General features: G+C 65.6%; 16 protein-coding genes. 10 read left to right on the top strand and 6 right to left on the bottom strand.

Annotation, left to right across the window (positions count from 1 at the left end; genetic code table 11):
• The first annotated feature begins 102 nt into the window (after window positions 1-102).
• From pgm to ACFFWD_RS27435, 4 genes are all read left to right on the top strand, one after another.
• Window positions 103-1,743: a phosphoglucomutase (alpha-D-glucose-1,6-bisphosphate-dependent) gene (gene pgm, locus ACFFWD_RS27450; RefSeq protein ID WP_376970529.1), complete on the top strand. Its 1,641-nt coding sequence runs from the start codon at window positions 103-105 to the stop codon at window positions 1,741-1,743.
• A gap of 20 nt (window positions 1,744-1,763) precedes the next feature.
• Entirely contained in the window at window positions 1,764-2,525 is a 762-nt protein-coding gene (locus ACFFWD_RS27445) for an NAD-dependent epimerase/dehydratase family protein (protein WP_376970527.1), read from the top strand.
• Window positions 2,518-3,393, top strand: coding sequence for a dihydrodipicolinate synthase family protein (locus ACFFWD_RS27440; RefSeq protein WP_376970525.1), 876 nt, complete (start codon window positions 2,518-2,520; stop codon window positions 3,391-3,393). The genes ACFFWD_RS27445 and ACFFWD_RS27440 overlap by 8 nt, the downstream gene beginning before the upstream one ends.
• A 112-nt stretch (window positions 3,394-3,505) precedes the next feature.
• On the top strand, window positions 3,506-5,830 hold the full coding sequence (locus ACFFWD_RS27435; protein ID WP_376970522.1) for a xanthine dehydrogenase family protein molybdopterin-binding subunit: 2,325 nt from the start codon (window positions 3,506-3,508) through the stop codon (window positions 5,828-5,830).
• 115 nt (window positions 5,831-5,945) lie between these two features.
• Here ACFFWD_RS27435 and ACFFWD_RS27430 read toward each other — a convergent pair whose 3' ends face one another.
• Genes ACFFWD_RS27430 through ACFFWD_RS27420 form a run of 3 tightly spaced genes read right to left on the bottom strand, consistent with a single transcriptional unit; the run spans window position 5,946 to window position 9,166 of the window.
• Window positions 5,946-7,142 carry an acyl-CoA dehydrogenase family protein gene (locus ACFFWD_RS27430; RefSeq protein WP_376970519.1) on the bottom strand — a complete coding sequence of 399 codons (1,197 nt, stop codon included), beginning with the start codon at window positions 7,140-7,142 and terminating at the stop codon, window positions 5,946-5,948.
• 13 nt (window positions 7,143-7,155) lie between these two features.
• Window positions 7,156-8,301 carry an acyl-CoA dehydrogenase family protein gene (locus ACFFWD_RS27425; RefSeq protein WP_376970517.1) on the bottom strand — a complete coding sequence of 382 codons (1,146 nt, stop codon included), beginning with the start codon at window positions 8,299-8,301 and terminating at the stop codon, window positions 7,156-7,158.
• A 4-nt stretch (window positions 8,302-8,305) separates the two neighbouring features.
• The gene (locus tag ACFFWD_RS27420; RefSeq protein WP_376970514.1) at window positions 8,306-9,166 is read right to left on the bottom strand and encodes an enoyl-CoA hydratase; all 861 of its coding nucleotides are present in this window, start codon (window positions 9,164-9,166) and stop codon (window positions 8,306-8,308) included.
• Between the two features lie 159 nt (window positions 9,167-9,325).
• On the opposite strand from ACFFWD_RS27420, the gene ACFFWD_RS27415 reads away from it, so the two are divergent.
• The 3 genes from ACFFWD_RS27415 to ACFFWD_RS27405 are packed head-to-tail and all read left to right on the top strand — an operon-like array spanning window position 9,326 to window position 11,359.
• Entirely contained in the window at window positions 9,326-9,934 is a 609-nt protein-coding gene (locus tag ACFFWD_RS27415) for a LemA family protein (protein WP_376970512.1), read from the top strand.
• Between the two features lie 22 nt (window positions 9,935-9,956).
• Entirely contained in the window at window positions 9,957-10,844 is an 888-nt protein-coding gene (locus ACFFWD_RS27410) for a TPM domain-containing protein (protein ID WP_376970510.1), read from the top strand.
• Window positions 10,845-10,861: 17 nt separating this feature from the next.
• The gene (locus ACFFWD_RS27405; RefSeq protein ID WP_376970507.1) at window positions 10,862-11,359 is read left to right on the top strand and encodes a TPM domain-containing protein; all 498 of its coding nucleotides are present in this window, start codon (window positions 10,862-10,864) and stop codon (window positions 11,357-11,359) included.
• Between the two features lie 108 nt (window positions 11,360-11,467).
• Here ACFFWD_RS27405 and ACFFWD_RS27400 read toward each other — a convergent pair whose 3' ends face one another.
• The 3 genes from ACFFWD_RS27400 to ACFFWD_RS27390 all read right to left on the bottom strand — a co-directional run bounded on the left by ACFFWD_RS27400 (window position 11,468) and on the right by ACFFWD_RS27390 (window position 13,411).
• Window positions 11,468-12,082: a glutathione S-transferase family protein gene (locus ACFFWD_RS27400; RefSeq protein ID WP_376970505.1), complete on the bottom strand. Its 615-nt coding sequence runs from the start codon at window positions 12,080-12,082 to the stop codon at window positions 11,468-11,470.
• A 148-nt stretch (window positions 12,083-12,230) separates the two neighbouring features.
• Window positions 12,231-13,040: an MBL fold metallo-hydrolase gene (locus ACFFWD_RS27395; protein ID WP_376970502.1), complete on the bottom strand. Its 810-nt coding sequence runs from the start codon at window positions 13,038-13,040 to the stop codon at window positions 12,231-12,233.
• On the bottom strand, window positions 13,037-13,411 hold the full coding sequence (locus ACFFWD_RS27390) for a Crp/Fnr family transcriptional regulator (protein WP_376970500.1): 375 nt from the start codon (window positions 13,409-13,411) through the stop codon (window positions 13,037-13,039). Before ACFFWD_RS27390 ends, ACFFWD_RS27395 begins: the two co-directional genes overlap by 4 nt.
• A 228-nt stretch (window positions 13,412-13,639) precedes the next feature.
• Between ACFFWD_RS27390 and ACFFWD_RS27385 the strand changes: the two genes are divergently transcribed.
• The 3 genes from ACFFWD_RS27385 (at window position 13,640) to ACFFWD_RS27375 (ending at window position 17,720) form a co-directional block, all read left to right on the top strand.
• The gene (locus tag ACFFWD_RS27385; protein ID WP_376970497.1) at window positions 13,640-14,647 is read left to right on the top strand and encodes a hypothetical protein; all 1,008 of its coding nucleotides are present in this window, start codon (window positions 13,640-13,642) and stop codon (window positions 14,645-14,647) included.
• Window positions 14,648-14,828: 181 nt separating this feature from the next.
• Window positions 14,829-16,367: a hypothetical protein gene (locus tag ACFFWD_RS27380; protein ID WP_376970495.1), complete on the top strand. Its 1,539-nt coding sequence runs from the start codon at window positions 14,829-14,831 to the stop codon at window positions 16,365-16,367.
• 117 nt (window positions 16,368-16,484) lie between these two features.
• Window positions 16,485-17,720, top strand: a complete 1,236-nt coding sequence (locus ACFFWD_RS27375; protein ID WP_376970493.1) for a flavin-dependent oxidoreductase — start codon at window positions 16,485-16,487, stop codon at window positions 17,718-17,720.
• Window positions 17,721-17,767: the final 47 nt, after the last annotated feature.

Below are 17,767 nucleotides of genomic sequence, written 5' to 3'. Positions count from 1 at the left end.
CGAAATGCCCTCGGCTTGATTGGGGATAAGCCATCATGGTAGCAGGGCGAGGCATCACTCATTTGCGCTGATGGGCTGGCGATACCTGTTCTGAGAGGTCAAGTGACTGCACCACATCCCGCCGCCGGCAAACCCGTCGATCCCGCCTCGCTTGCCAATGTGCCACGTCTCGTCACGGCCTATTTCGCCGGCAAGCCCGACGCCTCCGATCCCACCCAGCGCGTCGCGTTCGGCACGTCGGGCCATCGCGGCTCGTCGCTGAGGAATTCCTTCAACGAGGACCACATCCTCGCGACCACGCAGGCGATCTGCGACTATCGCCGCGACGCCGGGCTGACCGGGCCGCTGTTCATCGGCATCGATACCCATGCGTTGGCCGAGCCGGCGCTCGTGAGCGCGGTCGAGGTGTTCGCCGCCAACGGCGTCGAGATCATGATCGATGCACAAGCCGGCTACACGCCGACGCCGGTGATCTCGCATGCGATCCTGAGCTACAACAAGGGCCGCAGCGCGGGCGTTGCCGACGGCGTCGTCATCACTCCGTCGCACAACCCGCCGGAAGACGGCGGCTACAAGTACAATCCACCGCATGGGGGGCCGGCCGACACCGACGTCACTTCTGTGATCGAGAAGAATGCCAATCGCTACATCGAGGCCGGCCTCAAGGGCGTCGCGCGGATGCTGTATGAGCGCGCGCGGAAGGCTGCGACCACGCATCTCCACGACTACATCACGCCCTATGTCGCCGATCTCGGCAACACCGTCGATCTGGCGCTGATCAAGTCGGCCGGCGTCAAGATCGGTGTCGATCCGCTCGGCGGCGCCGCGGTGCATTTCTGGCAGCCGATCATCGCGCGCTACGGGATCAAGGCGACCATCGTCAACGACGCCGTCGATCCGACCTTCCGCTTCATGACGGCGGACTGGGACGGCAAGATCCGGATGGACTGCTCGTCGCCTTATGCGATGGCGAGCCTGATCCAGATGCGCGACCGGTTCGACGTCGCCTTTGCCAACGATACCGACGCCGACCGCCATGGCATCGTCACGCGCTCGAACGGGCTGATGAACCCGAACCACTTCCTCGCCACCGCGATCGCCTATCTGTTTGCGCACCGTCCGCAATGGGGCGGGAGTGCCGCGATCGGCAAGACGATCGTGTCGAGCTCGATCATCGATCGCGTCGCGAAAAAGATGAACCGCAGGCTTGTGGAGACACCGGTCGGCTTCAAATGGTTTGTCGAGGGGCTCGGCAGCGGCGCGTTCGGCTTTGCCGGCGAGGAAAGCGCGGGCGCATCGTTCCTCAAGCGCGATGGTTCGGTGTGGACCACCGACAAGGACGGCATCATTCTCGGCCTGCTGGCCGCCGAGATCATCGCGAAGACCGGCCGTGACCCGAGCGAGCTGTTCGCGGATCTCACGGCCGAGCTCGGCGTTCCCTTCTATGAGCGCATCGATGTCGCGGCGACACCGAAGCAGAAGAGCGCGCTGAAGGCGCTCGGCCCCGACCAGCTCAAGATGAAGGAGCTCGCCGGCGATCCCGTGCGCGCGGTCAGGACCAAGGCACCGGGCAACGACCAGTCGTTCGGCGGCATCAAGGTCGAGACCGACAGCGGTTGGTTCGCCGCGCGCCCCTCCGGCACCGAGGACGTCTACAAGATCTACGCGGAGAGTTTCCGCGGGCCGGATCATCTCAAGCAGATCCAGGGCGACGCGCAGGCCGCGATCGCCAGGGTGTTCTGAGGCCGGGCGGGACTGACGTCATGCGGGTGATGTTGACGGGCTTCTCCGGCTGGCTCGGGCGCTTTCTCGCGCCGCGCCTGCGACAGGAGGGCCATGTCGTGGTCGGCCTCGACGTGGTTGCCGGCGAGGCGACCGATGTCATCGGCTCCGTCGCCGACCGATCGGTAATCGACAAGGTGTTTGCCGATCATAGCATCGAGGCCGTGATCCATGCCGGGGCCCTGCACAAACCGGATATCGTTCGCTTCCCGCCGCAAGCCTTTGTCGACGCCAATGTGTCGGGCACGCTGAACCTGCTGCAGGCGGCGGTTGCCGCCGGTCACGACCGCTTCGTCATGACCTCGACGACGTCGCTGATGATCTCGCAGGCGATCCGGGACGGCGACGGCCATGCCGCAGTCTGGCTCGACGAGACGACGGGACCGCTCGAGCCGCGCAACATCTACGGCGTCACGCTCGAGAGGGCGAGCGGCTTCGAGATTTTCGTCATCAGCGCGCCGACGCCGTTCGCGCGCGACGACGTCGCCACGCTGAAGTCGGACGCGGCTGACGTGATCGCGCGCTATTTCCCCGAGGCGCCGGCGCTGTTTGCGCGGCGCAGCTGGCACCTGCCGAAAACGATCGGCCGCATCTACGATCCCGGCAAGGCCGAGCGCCTGCTCGGCTTCCGGGCCAGGACTGATTTTGCCGCCGTGTTGCGTGCTTTACGTGCAGGCGTGCCGCTTCCCTTCGCGCACGATCCCGATTATGTGTCGCCGTCCACGAGGCTCGCAAATGGCTGATTTCCACGGCGTCTTCCCGTATCTGGTCTCCCCGGTCGACCCTGCCGGCCATATCCGCACCGAGGTGCTGGGCCGGCTCTGCGACGATCTGATCAAGGCCGGCGTGCACGGGCTGACGCCGCTCGGTTCGACCGGTGAGTTCGCCTATCTGAACAATGCGCAGCGCGCGCAGGTGGTGCAAACCACGATCGAGGCGGCCCAGGGGCGGGTGCCTGTGGTCGCCGGTGTCGCCTCGACCACGACGGCAGATGCGGTGGCGCAGGCCAAGGCCTATCAGAAGCGGGGCGCGGACGGCATCCTCGCGATCATGGAGGCGTATTTTCCGGTCGGCGACGCGCAGGTGGAAGCCTATTTCCGCGCCATCGCGGACGCGGTCGATATTCCCGTCGTCATCTATACCAATCCGAATTTCCAGCGCTCGGATCTGACGCTGGACGTCATTGGCCGGCTCGCCACCCATCCGCGGATCGGCTACATCAAGGACGCCTCGACCAATACCGGGCGGCTGTTGTCGATCATGAACCGCTGCGGCGACAGCATCAAAGTGTTCTCGGCCTCCGCCCATATTCCCGCCGCCGTGATGCTGATCGGCGGCCATGGCTGGATGGCGGGCCCGGCCTGTATCGTCCCGCGGCAGAGCGTCGAGCTCTACAACCTCTGCCGGCGCGCCCGCTGGGACGAGGCGATGGGGCTCCAGCGGAAGCTGTGGCGCATCAACGAGGCCTTTGCCCGCTTCAACCTCGCCGCCTGCATCAAGGCCGGGCTTGCGATCCAGGGCTACGACGTCGGCGACCCCGTGCCGCCGCAGGCGCCGCTCTCGCCCGAGCAGCGCAAGGTGGTCGAGGCGGCGCTGCGGGACCTCGGCTGATGCGGACTTGCGGGTTGCATAAGGCGCATGACGTCGTCCCGGGGCATGTTGTCTCGCGCCGAAAATCCGCTAAAACCCCGGCCGAATTATTGGAAGCTCGAAGGACCACCTGATGAACATTCTTCCCGGCAATATGCGTTTTGGTGCGGGACAGCCAGTCAAGCGTTTGGAAGACCAGCGACTGCTCACCGGGAAGGGGCAGTTCATCGACGACAAGCCGGAGGAGGGCGCGCTCTGGCTCTACGTGCTCCGTTCGCCGCACGCCCATGCCAACATCAAGTCGATCGACGCCAAGGCGGCGCTGGAGATGCCCGGCGTCGAGGCGGTCTATACCGGCGCCGACCTGGTCAAGGACGACATCGGCACGCTGCCGACGCTCGCGATCTTCAAGCGGCCGGACGGCAAGCCGATGACCGTGCCGCCGCGGCGCCTGCTGGCGCATGAGGTGGTGCGTTATGCCGGCGAGGCGGTCGCGGCCGTGGTCGCGACCTCGCGGGTGCTGGCGCAGACCGCGGCCGAGGCCATCGAGATCGACTACGAGGTACTGCCCTCGGTGGTCGATCCGGTCGAGGCGACCAAGCCCGGCGCGCCGGCGGTCTGGCCGGAAGCGCCCGACAATGTCGTTGCCGCGATGAGCTATGGCGATGCCGCCAAGGTCGAGGCGGCCTTTGCCAGCGCCGCGCACCGGGTGTCGCTCGACCTGGTCAGCCAGCGCCTGGTGCCGTCGGCGATGGAGCCGCGCTCGACGATCGCCGAGATCGAGAAGAAGACCGGGCGGCTGCTCCTGCATGTGCAGTCGCAGACGCCGGGCTCGACCCGCGACCTGCTCGCCGAATCCATCCTGAAGCGGCCGAAGGACAGCGTGCGCGTGCTGGTCGGCGACATCGGCGGTGGTTTTGGGCAGAAGACCAGTCTCTATCCCGAGGACGGCATCGTGGCCTATGCCGCGATCAAGCTGAACAAGAAGATCCGCTGGCGCGGCGATCGCACCGACGAATTCGTCGGCGGCACCCATGGCCGCGACCTCACCTCGACTGGCGAGTTTGCGCTCGACGCCAAAGGCCGCGTGCTGGCCTATCGCGTGCGCTCGATCGGCGGCACCGGCGCCTATTCATCGGGAACGGCGAACATCATCCCGCTGGTGCTCGGTCCGTTCGTGCAGACCGGCGTCTACGACCTGCCGCTGGTGCATTTCGAGGTGAAGTCGGTGATGACCCACACCGCACCGGTCGGCGCCTATCGCGGCGCCGGCAGGCCCGAGGCGGTGTTCATCGTCGAACGGCTGTTCGATGCGGCTGCGCGCCAGATCGGCATGGACCCGCGCACCATCCGCAAGGTGAACTACATCAAGCCGGCGCAGCTGCCCTACACCAACGCGGTCGGCCAGGTGTACGACTCCGGCGCCTTTGCGCATATGCTGGAGCGCGCCTCCGATCTCGCCGACTGGAACGGCTTTGCCGCGCGCAAGAAGGCGGCGAAGAAGAAAGGCCTGCTCTACGGCCGCGGCCTGACCAGCTACATCGAATGGACCGGCGGCCGCGCCCACACCGAGAAGGTCTCGCTGCACGCCACCGCCGAAGGCCGCGTCATCCTCTGGTCCGGCACTATGGCGATGGGCCAGGGCCTGCAGACCACCTACACCCAGATGGTCTCCGATACGCTCGGCATTCCCATGGACAAGATCGACGTGGTGCAGGGCGACACCGATCTGGCCACCGGCTTCGGCAGCGTCGGCTCGCGCTCGCTGTTCGTCGGCGGCACCGCGGTTGCCGTCTCCACCAACGACATGATCAACAAGGCGCGCGAGAAGGCCGCCAACATGCTGGAGGCCGGCGTCGAGGACATTGAATATCGCGAGGGCTTCCTCACCGTGGTCGGCACCGACCGGCAAGTCAGCCTGTTCGAGATCGCGAAGAAGGAAAGTGGCGCAAAGCTCTCCGTGGAGAGCGAGGGCGAGGTCGACGGGCCGAGCTGGCCGAACGGCACCCACATCTGCGAGGTCGAGATCGACCCCGAGACCGGCATCACGCGGGTCGTTCGCTACACTACGGTCGACGACGTCGGCGTCGCCGTCAATCCGATGCTGGTGACCGGCCAGATCCATGGCGGCGTCGCGCAGGGCATCGGCCAGGCGCTCTATGAGGGCGTGGCCTACAGCGAAGAAGGCCAGCTTCTCACCGCGAGCTACCAGGACTATTGCGTGCCGCGCGCCGACGACATCCCGCCGATGTCAGTCACGCTCGATGCCTCCGCGCCGTGCAAGACCAATCCGCTGGGTTCGAAGGGCTGCGGCGAGTCGGGCGCGATCGGCGGCCCGCCCTGCATCACCAACGGCGTGATGGATGCGCTCAGTGAACTGGGCATCGTCAAGCTCAACACGCCGCTGACGCCGTCAAAGATCTGGCAGGCGATCCGCGACGCGAAGGCGGGGGCATAATAGCAAGAGGCCCGTCATGCCCGGCCTTGTGCCGGGCATCCACGTCTTGCTTGGCGGACAACGAGACGTGGATGGCCGGGACAAGCCCGGCCATGACGAAAAGGGTGGTGTTGGCCTACAACCCCAGCACCATCTTCGCGATGATGTCGCGCTGGATCTCCGACGAACCGCCGAAGATCGTATACGCCCGCCCGTTGAGATATTCGGGCACCACCGGCAGCAGCTCCTCGGGGATCGCCGGTTCGTGGTTCAGCCGGTAGAACGGCCGCGCCGGCTCGACCGCAAGCCCGTCATTGCCGATCACGTCGACGCCGAGCCGCGTCACCGCCTGGCGGATCTCGCTGACGCGCAGTTTTATAAGTGACGACACCGCGCCGGGATTTTGCCCGGTCTGCAACGCCGAAAGCACCCGAAGCTCGGTCATCTCGAGCGCATCGATGTCGACCTCGACCTCCGACATCCGCAGCGCGATATCGGGGTCGTCGATAGCGCGGCCGGTGACGTCGGAGCCTGCGAGATCGGAGATCGTCTTCAGGGCATCGCGCAGTTTTGCCGACGCAATGCCGGAGCCCCGCTCGAATTCGAGCAGATACTTGCCATAGGTCCAGCCCTTGCCTTCCTCGCCGACGCGATTTGCCACCGGCACGCGGACGTCGTCGAAGAACACCTGGTTGACCTCGTGGTCGCCGCCGATGGTCAGGATCGGGCGCGTGGTGATGCCCGGCGTCTTCATATCGATCAGGATGAAGCTGATGCCGTCCTGCTGCCGTTCGCTCTCGTTGGTGCGCACCAGCGCGAACATGCGGTTAGCGTGATGCGCATGCGTGGTCCAGATCTTGGTTCCGTTGATGATGTAGTCGTCACCGTCGCGCACCGCGCGCGTTTTCAGCGACGACAGGTCGGAGCCCGAGCCCGGCTCGGAATAGCCCTGGCACCAATAGTCCTCGCCGGAGAGGATCCGCGGCAGATAAAAATTCTTCTGCTCCGGCGAGCCGAAGCCGATGATGACCGGGCCGACCATCTTCACGCCCATCACGTTCACATTGGGCACGCCGGCGCGGGCGCATTCGGCCTCGAAGATCCAGCGCTGCGCCGGCGTCCAGTCCGGGCCGCCATGGTCCACCGGCCAGCCCGGCGCGCCCCAGCCCTTCCTGTGCAGCGCGCGTTGCCAGGCCATGCCGATATCAGGGTCGGAGAACACCGACGGGGTCAGCGCGGTGGCGCGCTTCAATTCCGGCGTCAGGTTGTCAGCGATGAAGTCGCGGACTTCCTTCTCGAAGGCGCGCTCTTCGGCGCTGAAGGTGAGATCCATCTTGCGCTCTCCGTTACGCTTGCGCCCGGCCGCTGAGCGCGGCGTGGCGGCGATAATGATGGGCGCTGCCGCCAAACAGCGTGTCGAAGGCAAGCAGGCGCTTGAAATAGGAGCCGATGTCGAGCTCCTCGGTGACACCCATCGCGCCGTGGAGCTGCACCGACTGCTCGGCGACGAAGCGGGCGCATTTGCCGATCTTGGCCTTGGCCCCGGAGGCGGCACGGCCGCGGGCGACCGGTTCGGCATCGGCCATCAGCGCCGCGCGCAATGCCATCGAACGTGCCTCGTCGCACTGCATCGCCATGTCCGCGAGGCGGTGGCGGATCACCTGGTTGGCCGACAGCGGCCGGCCGAACTGCTTTCGGATCTTGGTGTATTCGAGCGTGGTGTCGAGCAGCGTCTGCATAATGCCGACGGCCTCGGCGCCAAGCGCGGCCAGCGCGCGGTCGACCGCTGCCTCGATCGCCGGCAGCGCATCGCTGCCGTCGCCGAGCAGGGCGTCGGCGGGAAGCTTGACATCCTTCAGCTCGAGGCTGCTGCCGTGTCCGCCGCCGAGCCGCGCATAATCGCGCAGCGTAAGGCCAGGCGTTCCCGCGGGGACGAGAAACAGGCAGAGCTTGCCGGACGCTCCGTTGGCGTTGGCAACACGGGCCGACACGATGATTTGGTTCGCGGCCGCGCCGTCGAGCACCGCAATCTTGTGGCCGTTGAGCCGCCAGCCGTCGGCGGTCTTCGTCGCTGTCGTCTCGACCTTTCCGAGATCGAAGCGCGCAGCGCGCTCCGAATGCGCGAAGGCGAGATACAGCGTGCCTTCCGCGACATCAGGCAGGATCGCCTGCTTCTGCGCCTCGCTGCCGCATGCGGCGACCAGCGCGGCGCCGATCACGACCGTGGAGAGATAGGGCTCGGACACCAGCCCGCGCCCGAAGGCTTCCATCAGAATCCCGATCTCGATCGCGCCGCCGCCGAGTCCGCCATGGTTTTCGCTGATCGGCAGCGCGAGCCAACCGAGCTCGGCGAACTGCTTCCAGATCGCGGGCGAAAAGCCGTGCGGATCGTTCGCGGCCTTCTTGCGGTGTTCGGCCGTAAACGTCTCCGTTACGAAGCGCTCGGCACTTTCGCGCAGCAGGCGCTGCTCGTCGCTTAAGGTCAGGTCCATCTGGTCACTTCACGTTGGCGGTTTTTCTGACGGAGGGATGGAGACCCGCGGGATCGACCACCATTCCGAATTCCTGCAGATTGTGCGCGTGGCAGAGCTGATGCAACGCGAAGGCCTGATCGATCGCGGCGGGTTGCCCCATGATGTCGATGGAGCGGTTGACCGCCTCCTTGCTCAGCTTCAGTGCAAACGACGGCTTGGTCGCGATCCTGCGCGCGAGCCCAAGGGTGAAGGACGAGAGCTCGCCGCGCGGCACCACGTGATTGACCATGCCGAGGCGGTGCGCCTCGTCGGCGCTCCAGATATCAGCGGTGAACAGCATCTCCTTGGCCTTGCGCGCGCCCAACTCCCAGGGATGCACGAACCACTCGACGCCGCAGACGCCCATGGTGACCACGGGGTCGCAGAACTCGGCATCGCTGCTCGCGACGATGAGATCGCAGGCCCAGGCCAGCATCAGCCCGCCGGCGATGCACTTGCCGTGCACCTCCGCGATCGTCGGTTTTGCCAAATTGCGCCAGCGCCGCGTGATCTGCAGGTAGATTTCCTGTTCGCGCGCGAAGCGGCCATGCGCGTTCGGTTCGGCGAAGCCGCCCCAATTTCCGACCGGTGGAAAATCGACGCCTGCCTGATTCTTGGCTCCCGGCCGCAAATCGTGGCCGGCCGAGAAATGCGGCCCGTTGCCGGCGAGGATGATGACCTTGACCGAGTCGTCCTGCACCGCCTCGTCGAAGGCGGTGTTGAGGTCGTAGGTCATCTGCAGGTTCTGGGCGTTGCGGGCCTCGGGGCGGTTCATCACGATCCGCGCGATCGCAGGCTCCGGCCGTTCGACGGCAATCGTCTCGAATTGTTGTGTTGCTGTCATGGATCCTCCCCAGGATCGATTTTGAACCCATGATGAACGGCGAACGGACGGATAGGCAAGAGCGATCCGCCGCAAAAATGAGGCCGAGGCCGTGTTCGCGGGATTACCCGGCGGGAACGATCTGCTACGGTGACCAAGAATTCCACGTGGAGGATTTTCATGCGCAAGCTTTGGACCGTGCTGGCAGCGCTGGCGACCTTGAGCCTGACCAATTGCGGCTACAACGCGATCCAGACCAACGACGAACAGGTCAAGTCGAGCTGGTCGGAAGTGGTGAATCAATACCAGCGGCGCGCCGACCTGGTGCCAAACCTCGTCAACTCGGTGAAGGGCTTTGCGCAGCAGGAGAAGGACGTGCTGCTCGGGGTGACGAATGCGCGTGCCAAGGTCGGCAGCATCCAGGCGACATCAGAGGTGCTGAACGATCCGAACGCCTTCCAGAAATTCACGCAGGCGCAGGGCGAGCTCACCAGCGCGCTCTCCAGGCTCCTGGTGGTGACCGAGAATTATCCGCAGCTCAAATCGGACGCGTTGTTTCGCGACCTGATGGCCCAGCTCGAAGGCACCGAGAACCGCATCACGGTGGCGCGCAACCGCTACATCAAGGCGGTGCAGGAGTACAACGTCGGCATCCGCACCTTCCCGAACAACCTGACCGCGATGGTGTTCGGCTACAAGGAAAAGCCGAACTTCACCGTCGAGAACGAGAGGGAGATTTCGACCGCGCCGAAGGTCGATTTCAATCCGACGCCGGCGCCGTCGAAATAGCGGTGACGGGATTTTCCCCGCGATGACCGCCGCACGCACGATCCTGCTCGCGCTGCTGCTGGGCTGGGTGTTTCCGGCGTTCGCCGACGTCGCGGTGCCGCCGCTCACCGGCCGTGTCGTCGACCAGACCGGGACGCTGTCCTCAGGCGATATCGCCGCGCTGACCGCGAAGCTGAAGGAGCTGGAGACCCGCAAGGGCAGCCAGATCGCGGTGCTGATCGTGCCGACCACGGGCGAGGAGACCATCGAGCAATTCTCGATCCGCGTCGCGGAGGCCTGGAAGTTCGGGCGCAAGAAGATCGACGACGGCGCACTGGTCGTCATAGCCAAGAACGACCGCCATCTGCGCATCGAGGTCGGCTACGGCCTCGAAGGCGCGCTGAGCGATGCTGTCGCCCACCGCATCATCGACGAGGTCATCACGCCGAAGTTCAAGGCCGGCGATTTCGCCGGCGGTGTCTCCGCGGGCGTCGACCGGATGATCCGCGTGATCGACGGCGAGAAGCTGCCGGCGCCGGAGCCCGAGCACTGGCAGGCGCAGAACCTTGTCGATCTGGCCAATCCGGTTGCGATCTTTGTCGTTATCATGGTGGCCGGGTTCCTGCGTGCGATGCTGGGACGGCTGCTTGGTTCGGCCGTGACCGGCGGCATCGTTGGTGTGTTCGCCTGGATGGCGGTTGGTTCGATGGCCACGGCCGTCGTGCTCGGCCTGTTCGCCTTTGTCGCAGCGATGATTTTGGGCGGATTGAATTCCGGCGGTCCGGCCGTTGGCCGGCGCGGCGGTGGTTACTCTGGAGGCTGGTCGGGCGGCAGCGGCGGCTGGAGCAGCGGTTCGAGCTCGAGCGACAGCGGCAGCTTCAGCGGAGGAGGCGGCAGCTTCGGCGGCGGCGGCGCCTCGGGGAGCTGGTAGGCGAGAGGCTTAAGGACATGGGCATCAGGCGCATCGGCAGACATCTGCTCGAACACCGCTGGCGGGTGCGGCGGGATTTCCCGCCGCGCGTGCTCGACGCCATCGAAGCGGCGATCAAGGCCGGCGAAGCCACGCATTCCGGCCAGATCCGCTTCGTCGTCGAAGGCGCGCTCGACGGGGTGCCGCTGTTCCGCGACCAGCCGGCGCGCGCACGCGCGCTCGACGTGTTCTCGCATTTGCGGATCTGGGACACCCACCACAACAACGGCGTGCTGATCTATCTCCTGCTCGCCGACCGCGACGTCGAGATCGTCGCCGACCGCGGCATCGACGCGAAGGTCGGCCGCGACGGCTGGGAGGCGATCTGCCGCGCGATGGAAGTGGATTTCAGGGTCGGCCGGTTCGAGCAGGGCGTCATCAAGGGGATCGAGGCCGTGTCGCGCGAGCTCGCGAAATACTTCCCGCATGAGGCGGGCGGCCCGAACGAGCTGCCGGACAGACCGGTGGTGATGTAATGATCGTCATTCCGGGACGCGCGAAGCGCGAACCCGGAATCTAGAGGTTGTTGGCACGAGATTCCGGGTTCGATGCTTCGCATCGCCCCGGAATGACGAATCGCGAGCTTACGCCTTCACCGACGGCCGCGCGGCGACGCGGTTGAACCATGCCACCACATTGCTGTTCGACTGGTCCAGCGGCTGACCGACCTGGTTGCCGAAATCGAGCCAGCAATACAGCAGGATGTCGGCGAGCGTGAAGCGCTTGCCGCAGATGTATTCGCGGCCATCGGCCATCTGGTCGTTCAGCCATTTGATCCGGTTGGCGGCGATCATCTTCAGGCCGGGCGAGGCCTCGGGGGCGCAAGGGATGCGCTTCTCGAAGAATTTCAGCGCCTCGCCGAAGCGGTAACCGTTGGCGAGCGGCTCGGCGATGTTGAGGTCGACGCGACGCGTCCACATCCGGCATTCGGCGCGCTCTTCAGCCGTCGTCCCGATCATCGCGGGCGCGGGTTGTTTCTCCTCGAGGTATTCGCAGATCGCGGTGATCTCGGAGAGGTAATTGCCGTTGTCGAGCTCAAGGGCCGGCATCTGGCCGTGCGGATTGCGCTTCAGGTGGGCCTCTTGCCGGTTCTCGCCGCCGCGCAGATCGACGGTCTGCTTGGGCATCTCGATACCCTTCTCCGCCATGAACATGCGCACGATGCGCGGGTTCGGTCCGACCGAGTCGTAAAGCTTCATAGTCCTCGCTCCCTGCTTTCCAGCGTTGTTGTTGGAGGTTGTTGAACAGGCCGCGCGCGGATTTGTCAAATGACTTGCGGCAAGTCCCGTCCCACACAGAAGTCAGGCCGGACAAGGGAATAAATCGCTGGCGCCGCTTGCGCGCGCGTCAGTCGTCGAGCTTGTTGAGGTCGCGCACCGATTGCATGATCGGCTCGAAATTCGCGCGTGCATCGAGCGCGTCGAAAAGTTGCGCGGTATCCTCCAGCAGTCCGTGCGAGCGCTGGATCGCGATCCGCAAGTCGTCCTGCGGCGTGTCGGACAGCCGGCCGTGGCCGGACAGCAGGATCCTGGAGTTCAATCCCTTCAGCCGCTCCAGCGACTGGATGTAATCGGCGATCGAGCCGGAGCCGAACACGCCGCCCATCACGCCGCCCGGCATCAGCGTGTCGGAGGCGAACAGCAGGCCCTTGTCCTGGTCGAACAGCGTGATGCAGGCCGAGGTGTGGCCCGGCGTGTGCATCACGTTGAGGCGGAAATTGCCGAGGTCGATCAGATTGCCTTCCTCGAGCCAGATGTCGATGTCGATCGGCACGTTCGGCTCGTTGAACATCTTGCGCAGCATCGAGAAGTCATCGCGCAGCATGATCTTGTTGGCGGCGAGCCGGTGCGCGGCGATAAAAGCGCCGCCGTGGAAATGATAGGCCGCGCCGATATGGTCGAGATGCTCGTGGCTCAGCACCACCATGTCGATCATGTCGGGCGTCACCCCGATATGCTTGAGGCATGTCAGGAGATGCGGATAGTTGGTCGACAGGCCGACGTCGATCATGATGGTCCGCTTGCTGCCGCGCACGAGATAGGCGTTGGCCGCGCGGTTCTTGAAGCGGATCTGGTAGACGTCGTCGGCCGCCTGGATCAGCGTCGCGACCTCGCTGTCGAGCAGGGTCTTGAACGGGCTCGGCCGGCGGTCGCTCATGATTTGCCCGCCGTCCGGTAGGTGAGGGCGTTCGAGGCCCGCAGGCGCTTCGAGAGCGCGTCCATGATCATCAGCGCGAACGCCGGCTGCTGGCTAACGAGGTAGACGAAGCGCGCGTGGTTGATCCGCATCACCTTCGTCTTTGGCGCCGCCGCGATCGCGCTCGCAGAGCGCGACGAGCCGTCGATGACGGCCATCTCGCCGAAGAACTCGCCCTTGCCGAGCGTGACGATGACCGTCTTGTTTCCTCCATTGATCTTGGCGATGTCGACCTGGCCGTCGAGCACGACGTAAAGCTCGCGCCCGGACGAGCCTTCCTCAAAAATGACGTCATCGACATCAAATTCATTGATGCACTTTTCGATCGTCATGACACCGGCACCTGCCTTCTGGCTGGATGGTGAGACCATGTTAGTCGGGAATGGCGCGGGCGCAAACGGAGCTGACGCGGATTGCCGCAGGGCAGCATTGGTCAAAATCCCGCCCGGAAGATCTCCTAAATCCCGCCCGGACGACTTCCTAAAATTTCGGTAAGCCCAAGCCGGGTAACGATTTCGCAAGCAATAAAAGTTACCAAAAGGTCAACCACATCTGGAGACTTGAACGTGAGTGAGCAGCAGAGTGAGCCCGTCAGCGGCGAAACCGGCGCTGAAATGGCGGCGAAAAGCGCGCCGATGACGGCCGCGGCCGATGTCGAGGCTCCCCGGCTCGCGCCCGAGCAGGAAGAGACCGCGCCGAAGGCCGACGCGCCCAAGATCGAAGCGCCCAAGGTGGAAGCTCCCAAGGCCGAGGCGCCCAAGGTCGAGCTGCCGAAAATGGACGGGCCCAAGGTCGAGGCCGGCCAGCGCGACGAGCCGCGCTTCCCGGGCAAGCTGGTGATCATGGCGCCGGGAGAGCGCAGCTGGGATCATGAGGCCACCGCCGCAAAGCCGGCCGCCGAGCAGGCCGCAAAGCCCGCGGGCTCGCGCCGGGTGGCCGCGATGGCCGCCGTGGTGGCGTTGGCAACGATCGCAGGCGCGATCGGTGGCGCGCTCGCCACCGCGGGCCTCGGCCATTTCGCCGGCAATGAGGTCGCGGCCGCCAAGGACACGGCTGCCAAGGAAACGGTCGAAGCCTCGATCGCCCGGATCGATGCCGATATCACCGCGCTCAGGGCGAGCGTCGAGCACACCGGCAAGATGAGCACGACTCAGTTCAACAAGACCAGCGACCGCCTCGACAAGGTCGAGAAGGCGCAGGCCGAGCCGCTGGCCAAGCTCGCCAAGCTGAGCGACGCGGTCGACAAGCTCCGCGCCACCCCGCCGGCCGCGACCGTCGCCGCCGCGACGCCCGCCGCCGCCAGGGAGGTGACGGGAACGGTGACCCCGCCAGCGACCACCGCTGCCGCGCCGGCCGCGCCCAAGGTCGAAGTCGGCCGCCTGCCGATCGTCGAGGGCTGGACGCTGCGCGACGTCGGCAATGGCGGCGCCCTGATCGAAGGCCGCCAGGGCGTCTATGAAGTCTATGCCGGCGATCCCGTCCCGGGCCTCGGCCGCGTCGACGCAGTCCGCAAGCAGGACGGCCGCTGGGTGGTCGTCACCAGCAAGGGCCTGATCGTCGCGCGCTGATCGCCTCACCCCGACAAGATTTCGTCATGCCCGGCCTTGTGCCGGGCATCCACGTCTTTTGACTCCGCGGTGGGAAAGACGTGGATGGCCGGGTCAAGCCCGGCCATGACGGTTATTGTTCACCGCGATGTGAAGCGCCTTTTTTCTTGAATAGGCTTCGCTGCGCGGTGTTAGTGGGGGCATGAGCCGCGCGCTGCGATGCCTTTTGCTGATATCGGTCCTGCTCTGCGGCGCCATGCCCGCGCGCGCAGGCGAGGAACGCGCGCTGGAGCGCGGCGCGGCGATCATCGATCCCGCCATCCTGCGCGCGCTCGATCAGGAGCGGTTCGGCCTCGGCCGGATGCTGTGGCCGGAACGTTCCACCAGCCTTCCGCTCTCCAACGACCAGCTGTTTCAATTGCCGTCGATGGCGCCGGTGCGTGAGGCGCTCGATCGCGAATTCGAACGCTACACGGCAAAGCACAAAGCGAGCCTGCCGAACGAAAGCGTCGGCGTCGGCGACGGTTTTGCATTCCAGCTGTTCGACCGCGCGTTGTTCGATTCTGCGGACGTGCGCTTCGTGCTGGCCGGCATCGTCAACCGCATGGACCGCGCCTATGTCGCGCCGGACAATTGCGGCGAGATCCGGTTGATCTATCGGCTGATCCGCACCGATGTGCCGCCGATCGGTGAAAACGCGGTGTCGCAGCGATTGCCGATGACGCTGAACCTTGTGCTGAAGGCAAAAGGCGGGGGCACCATCACCTGCGGCGAGATCGCGCGGCGCTGGCTGGCAACCGACGGCACCCCGCCGACCACGGAAAAGCTGGTCGAAAAGGACGGCCCGCTCGCGCTGATCGGCGCCGAAAACATCGACCGTATCGAGACCAATCTGCAGATCGCGCATGCGCCCAAATCGGCGATCCGCGATTTCCGCACCGACTATCTCCTGAAGGTGTTCGATTATGACGGCCGGACAGGGCGCTTCGTGGAGGCGCCAATGGAAAACCAGATCGATCGCGATCGCATCCTCGCCGACGAGGGGCTGAAGCACGACTTCAAGGCGTGGCTGCTCGATCCCAAGCATTTTGCCGAGCTCGATCGCGGCACGATCCTGATCCCCGACAAATTCCTGGCGACCGGCGCGATTGCACCGACGCCGATCGGTTTCGACCTCTCCGATCTGCAGCCCGAGTTCGGGCTGGTGCAGGGCGAGGGCACCGCCGACAAGGCGGTGTTCTCAGCGACCGACGTGGTCGGCGCGCTGAAGCAGGCCGCCGCCAATGGCGCGAAGCTAGAGAACATCCAGTCGCTCGCCGGCTTCGAACGACGGCTCAACGACGTCACCTGCGCCGGCTGCCACCAGACCCGCGGCATCGGCGGCTTCCACTTCCCCGGCGTCGACTGGATGGCGGCCAAGCCGTCGAATTCGACCGTGGTGCCGGCCTCGCCGCATTTCTTCGGCGACCAGGTCCGCCGCCGCGACATCCTCGCCAGCATCCGCGACGGCAAGGCGCCGGATTATTCGCGCGGCTTCTCCAACCGCCCGCAGGCGCGCGGCAGCACCGAGCTCGCCGGCACCGAGTACAGCGACGGCTGGGGCGCTCATTGCTACCAGGGCGGCACCAAGCCGGCGGAGGCCGACCGCAGCTTCCGCAACTGGACCTGCGCGGAGGGGCTTGCCTGCCAGGTCGCCGGCCAAGCCTCCCGTATGGGCATGTGCTTCGTGAAGGGAAGGTAGGCTGCGCGGCGATCTCTCGTCTCCCTCGCACCGCTCTCACGGGGAGAGATCACCTTCCCAGATTGACAGTAGGCTTACTATTCGTGTTTCATCCGCGAAAACAATAGGGATGGAAACATGGACGAGGTCCTCATCGTCGGCGCCGGCATCGGCGGGCTGACGCTCGGCCTTGCGTTGCACCAGGCCAATATTCCCTGTCGTATCTTCGAGTCCGCTGCCGAGATCAGGCAGGTCGGCGTCGGCATCAACCTGCTGCCGCACGCGACCAAGGAACTGGCAGCCTTGGGGCTTGAGGACGCGCTGGCGAAGGTCGCGATCACCACGACGGACGCGACGTTCTTCAACCGCTTCGGCCAGCTGATCTACCAGGAGCCGCTTGGCCGCAGCGCCGGTTACGCGCATCCGCAATTCTCGATCCACCGCGGCGACCTGCAAAAAGTGCTGCTCGACGCGTTCCGCGCACGCGCCGGCGCCGATCGCGTCGTCACCAACAGCCATTGCGTATCCGTCGCGCAGGAGGACGGCGGCGTCACCGTGACGTTCGCCGATGGCCCCGGCGGTGCCGGTCGCGTCAGCGTGCGCGGCCGTGTCACGATCGCCTGCGACGGCATCAACTCGGCGGTACGCAAGCAGTTCTTCCCCGACGAGGGCGAGCCGCGTTATTCCGGCGTCAATATGTGGCGCGGAGTGACACGCTGGAAGCCGATGCTGTCGGGCGCCAGCATGGTGCGCGCCGGCTGGCTGTCGCATGGCAAGATGGTGATCTACCCGATCCGTCCCGCCGGTGCCGACGGGTTGCAACTCGTCAACTGGGTGGCTGAGATCGAGACGCCCAATTATCGCAAGCGCGACTGGAACCGCGCGGGTTCGCTCGACGATTTCATCTGGGCCTTCGCGGACTGGCATTTCGACTGGCTCGACGTGCCCGCCTTCATCCGCGCTGCCGATCATGTGCTCGAATTCCCGATGGTCGATCAAGATCCGTTGCCGCGCTGGAGTTTTGGCCGCGTCACCCTGCTCGGCGATGCCGCGCATCCGATGGTGCCGCGCGGCTCGAACGGCGCAGGACAGGCGATCCTCGACGCCCGCGCGTTGACCACGGCGCTGCTTACCCATGACGATCCCGTCGCGGCGCTCGCGGCTTATCAGGCGCAGCGGCTCGAAGCCACCACGCGCATCGTGCTCACCAACCGCACCAACCCGCCGGATGCGATCCTGCGCGAGGTGTTCCTGCGCACCGGGGACCAGCCGTTCCGCGCCATCGAGGACGTCATCAGCCGCGAGGAGCTGGTCGGCCTGTCCGACAGCTACAAGCGGATCGCGGGCTACTCGAAGGAGGCGCTGCGCGGCTAACCTGCTGCGCAGCGTCGGTCCGCATCGGGCTTTCAAGAACAGCGGCC

It is taken from the genome of Bradyrhizobium erythrophlei (assembly GCF_042430365.1).
Taxonomy (GTDB): domain Bacteria; phylum Pseudomonadota; class Alphaproteobacteria; order Rhizobiales; family Xanthobacteraceae; genus Bradyrhizobium; species Bradyrhizobium erythrophlei.
The sequence above is the reverse complement of the archived record's forward strand: the minus strand, read 5'-3'. Positions and strand labels throughout refer to the sequence as shown.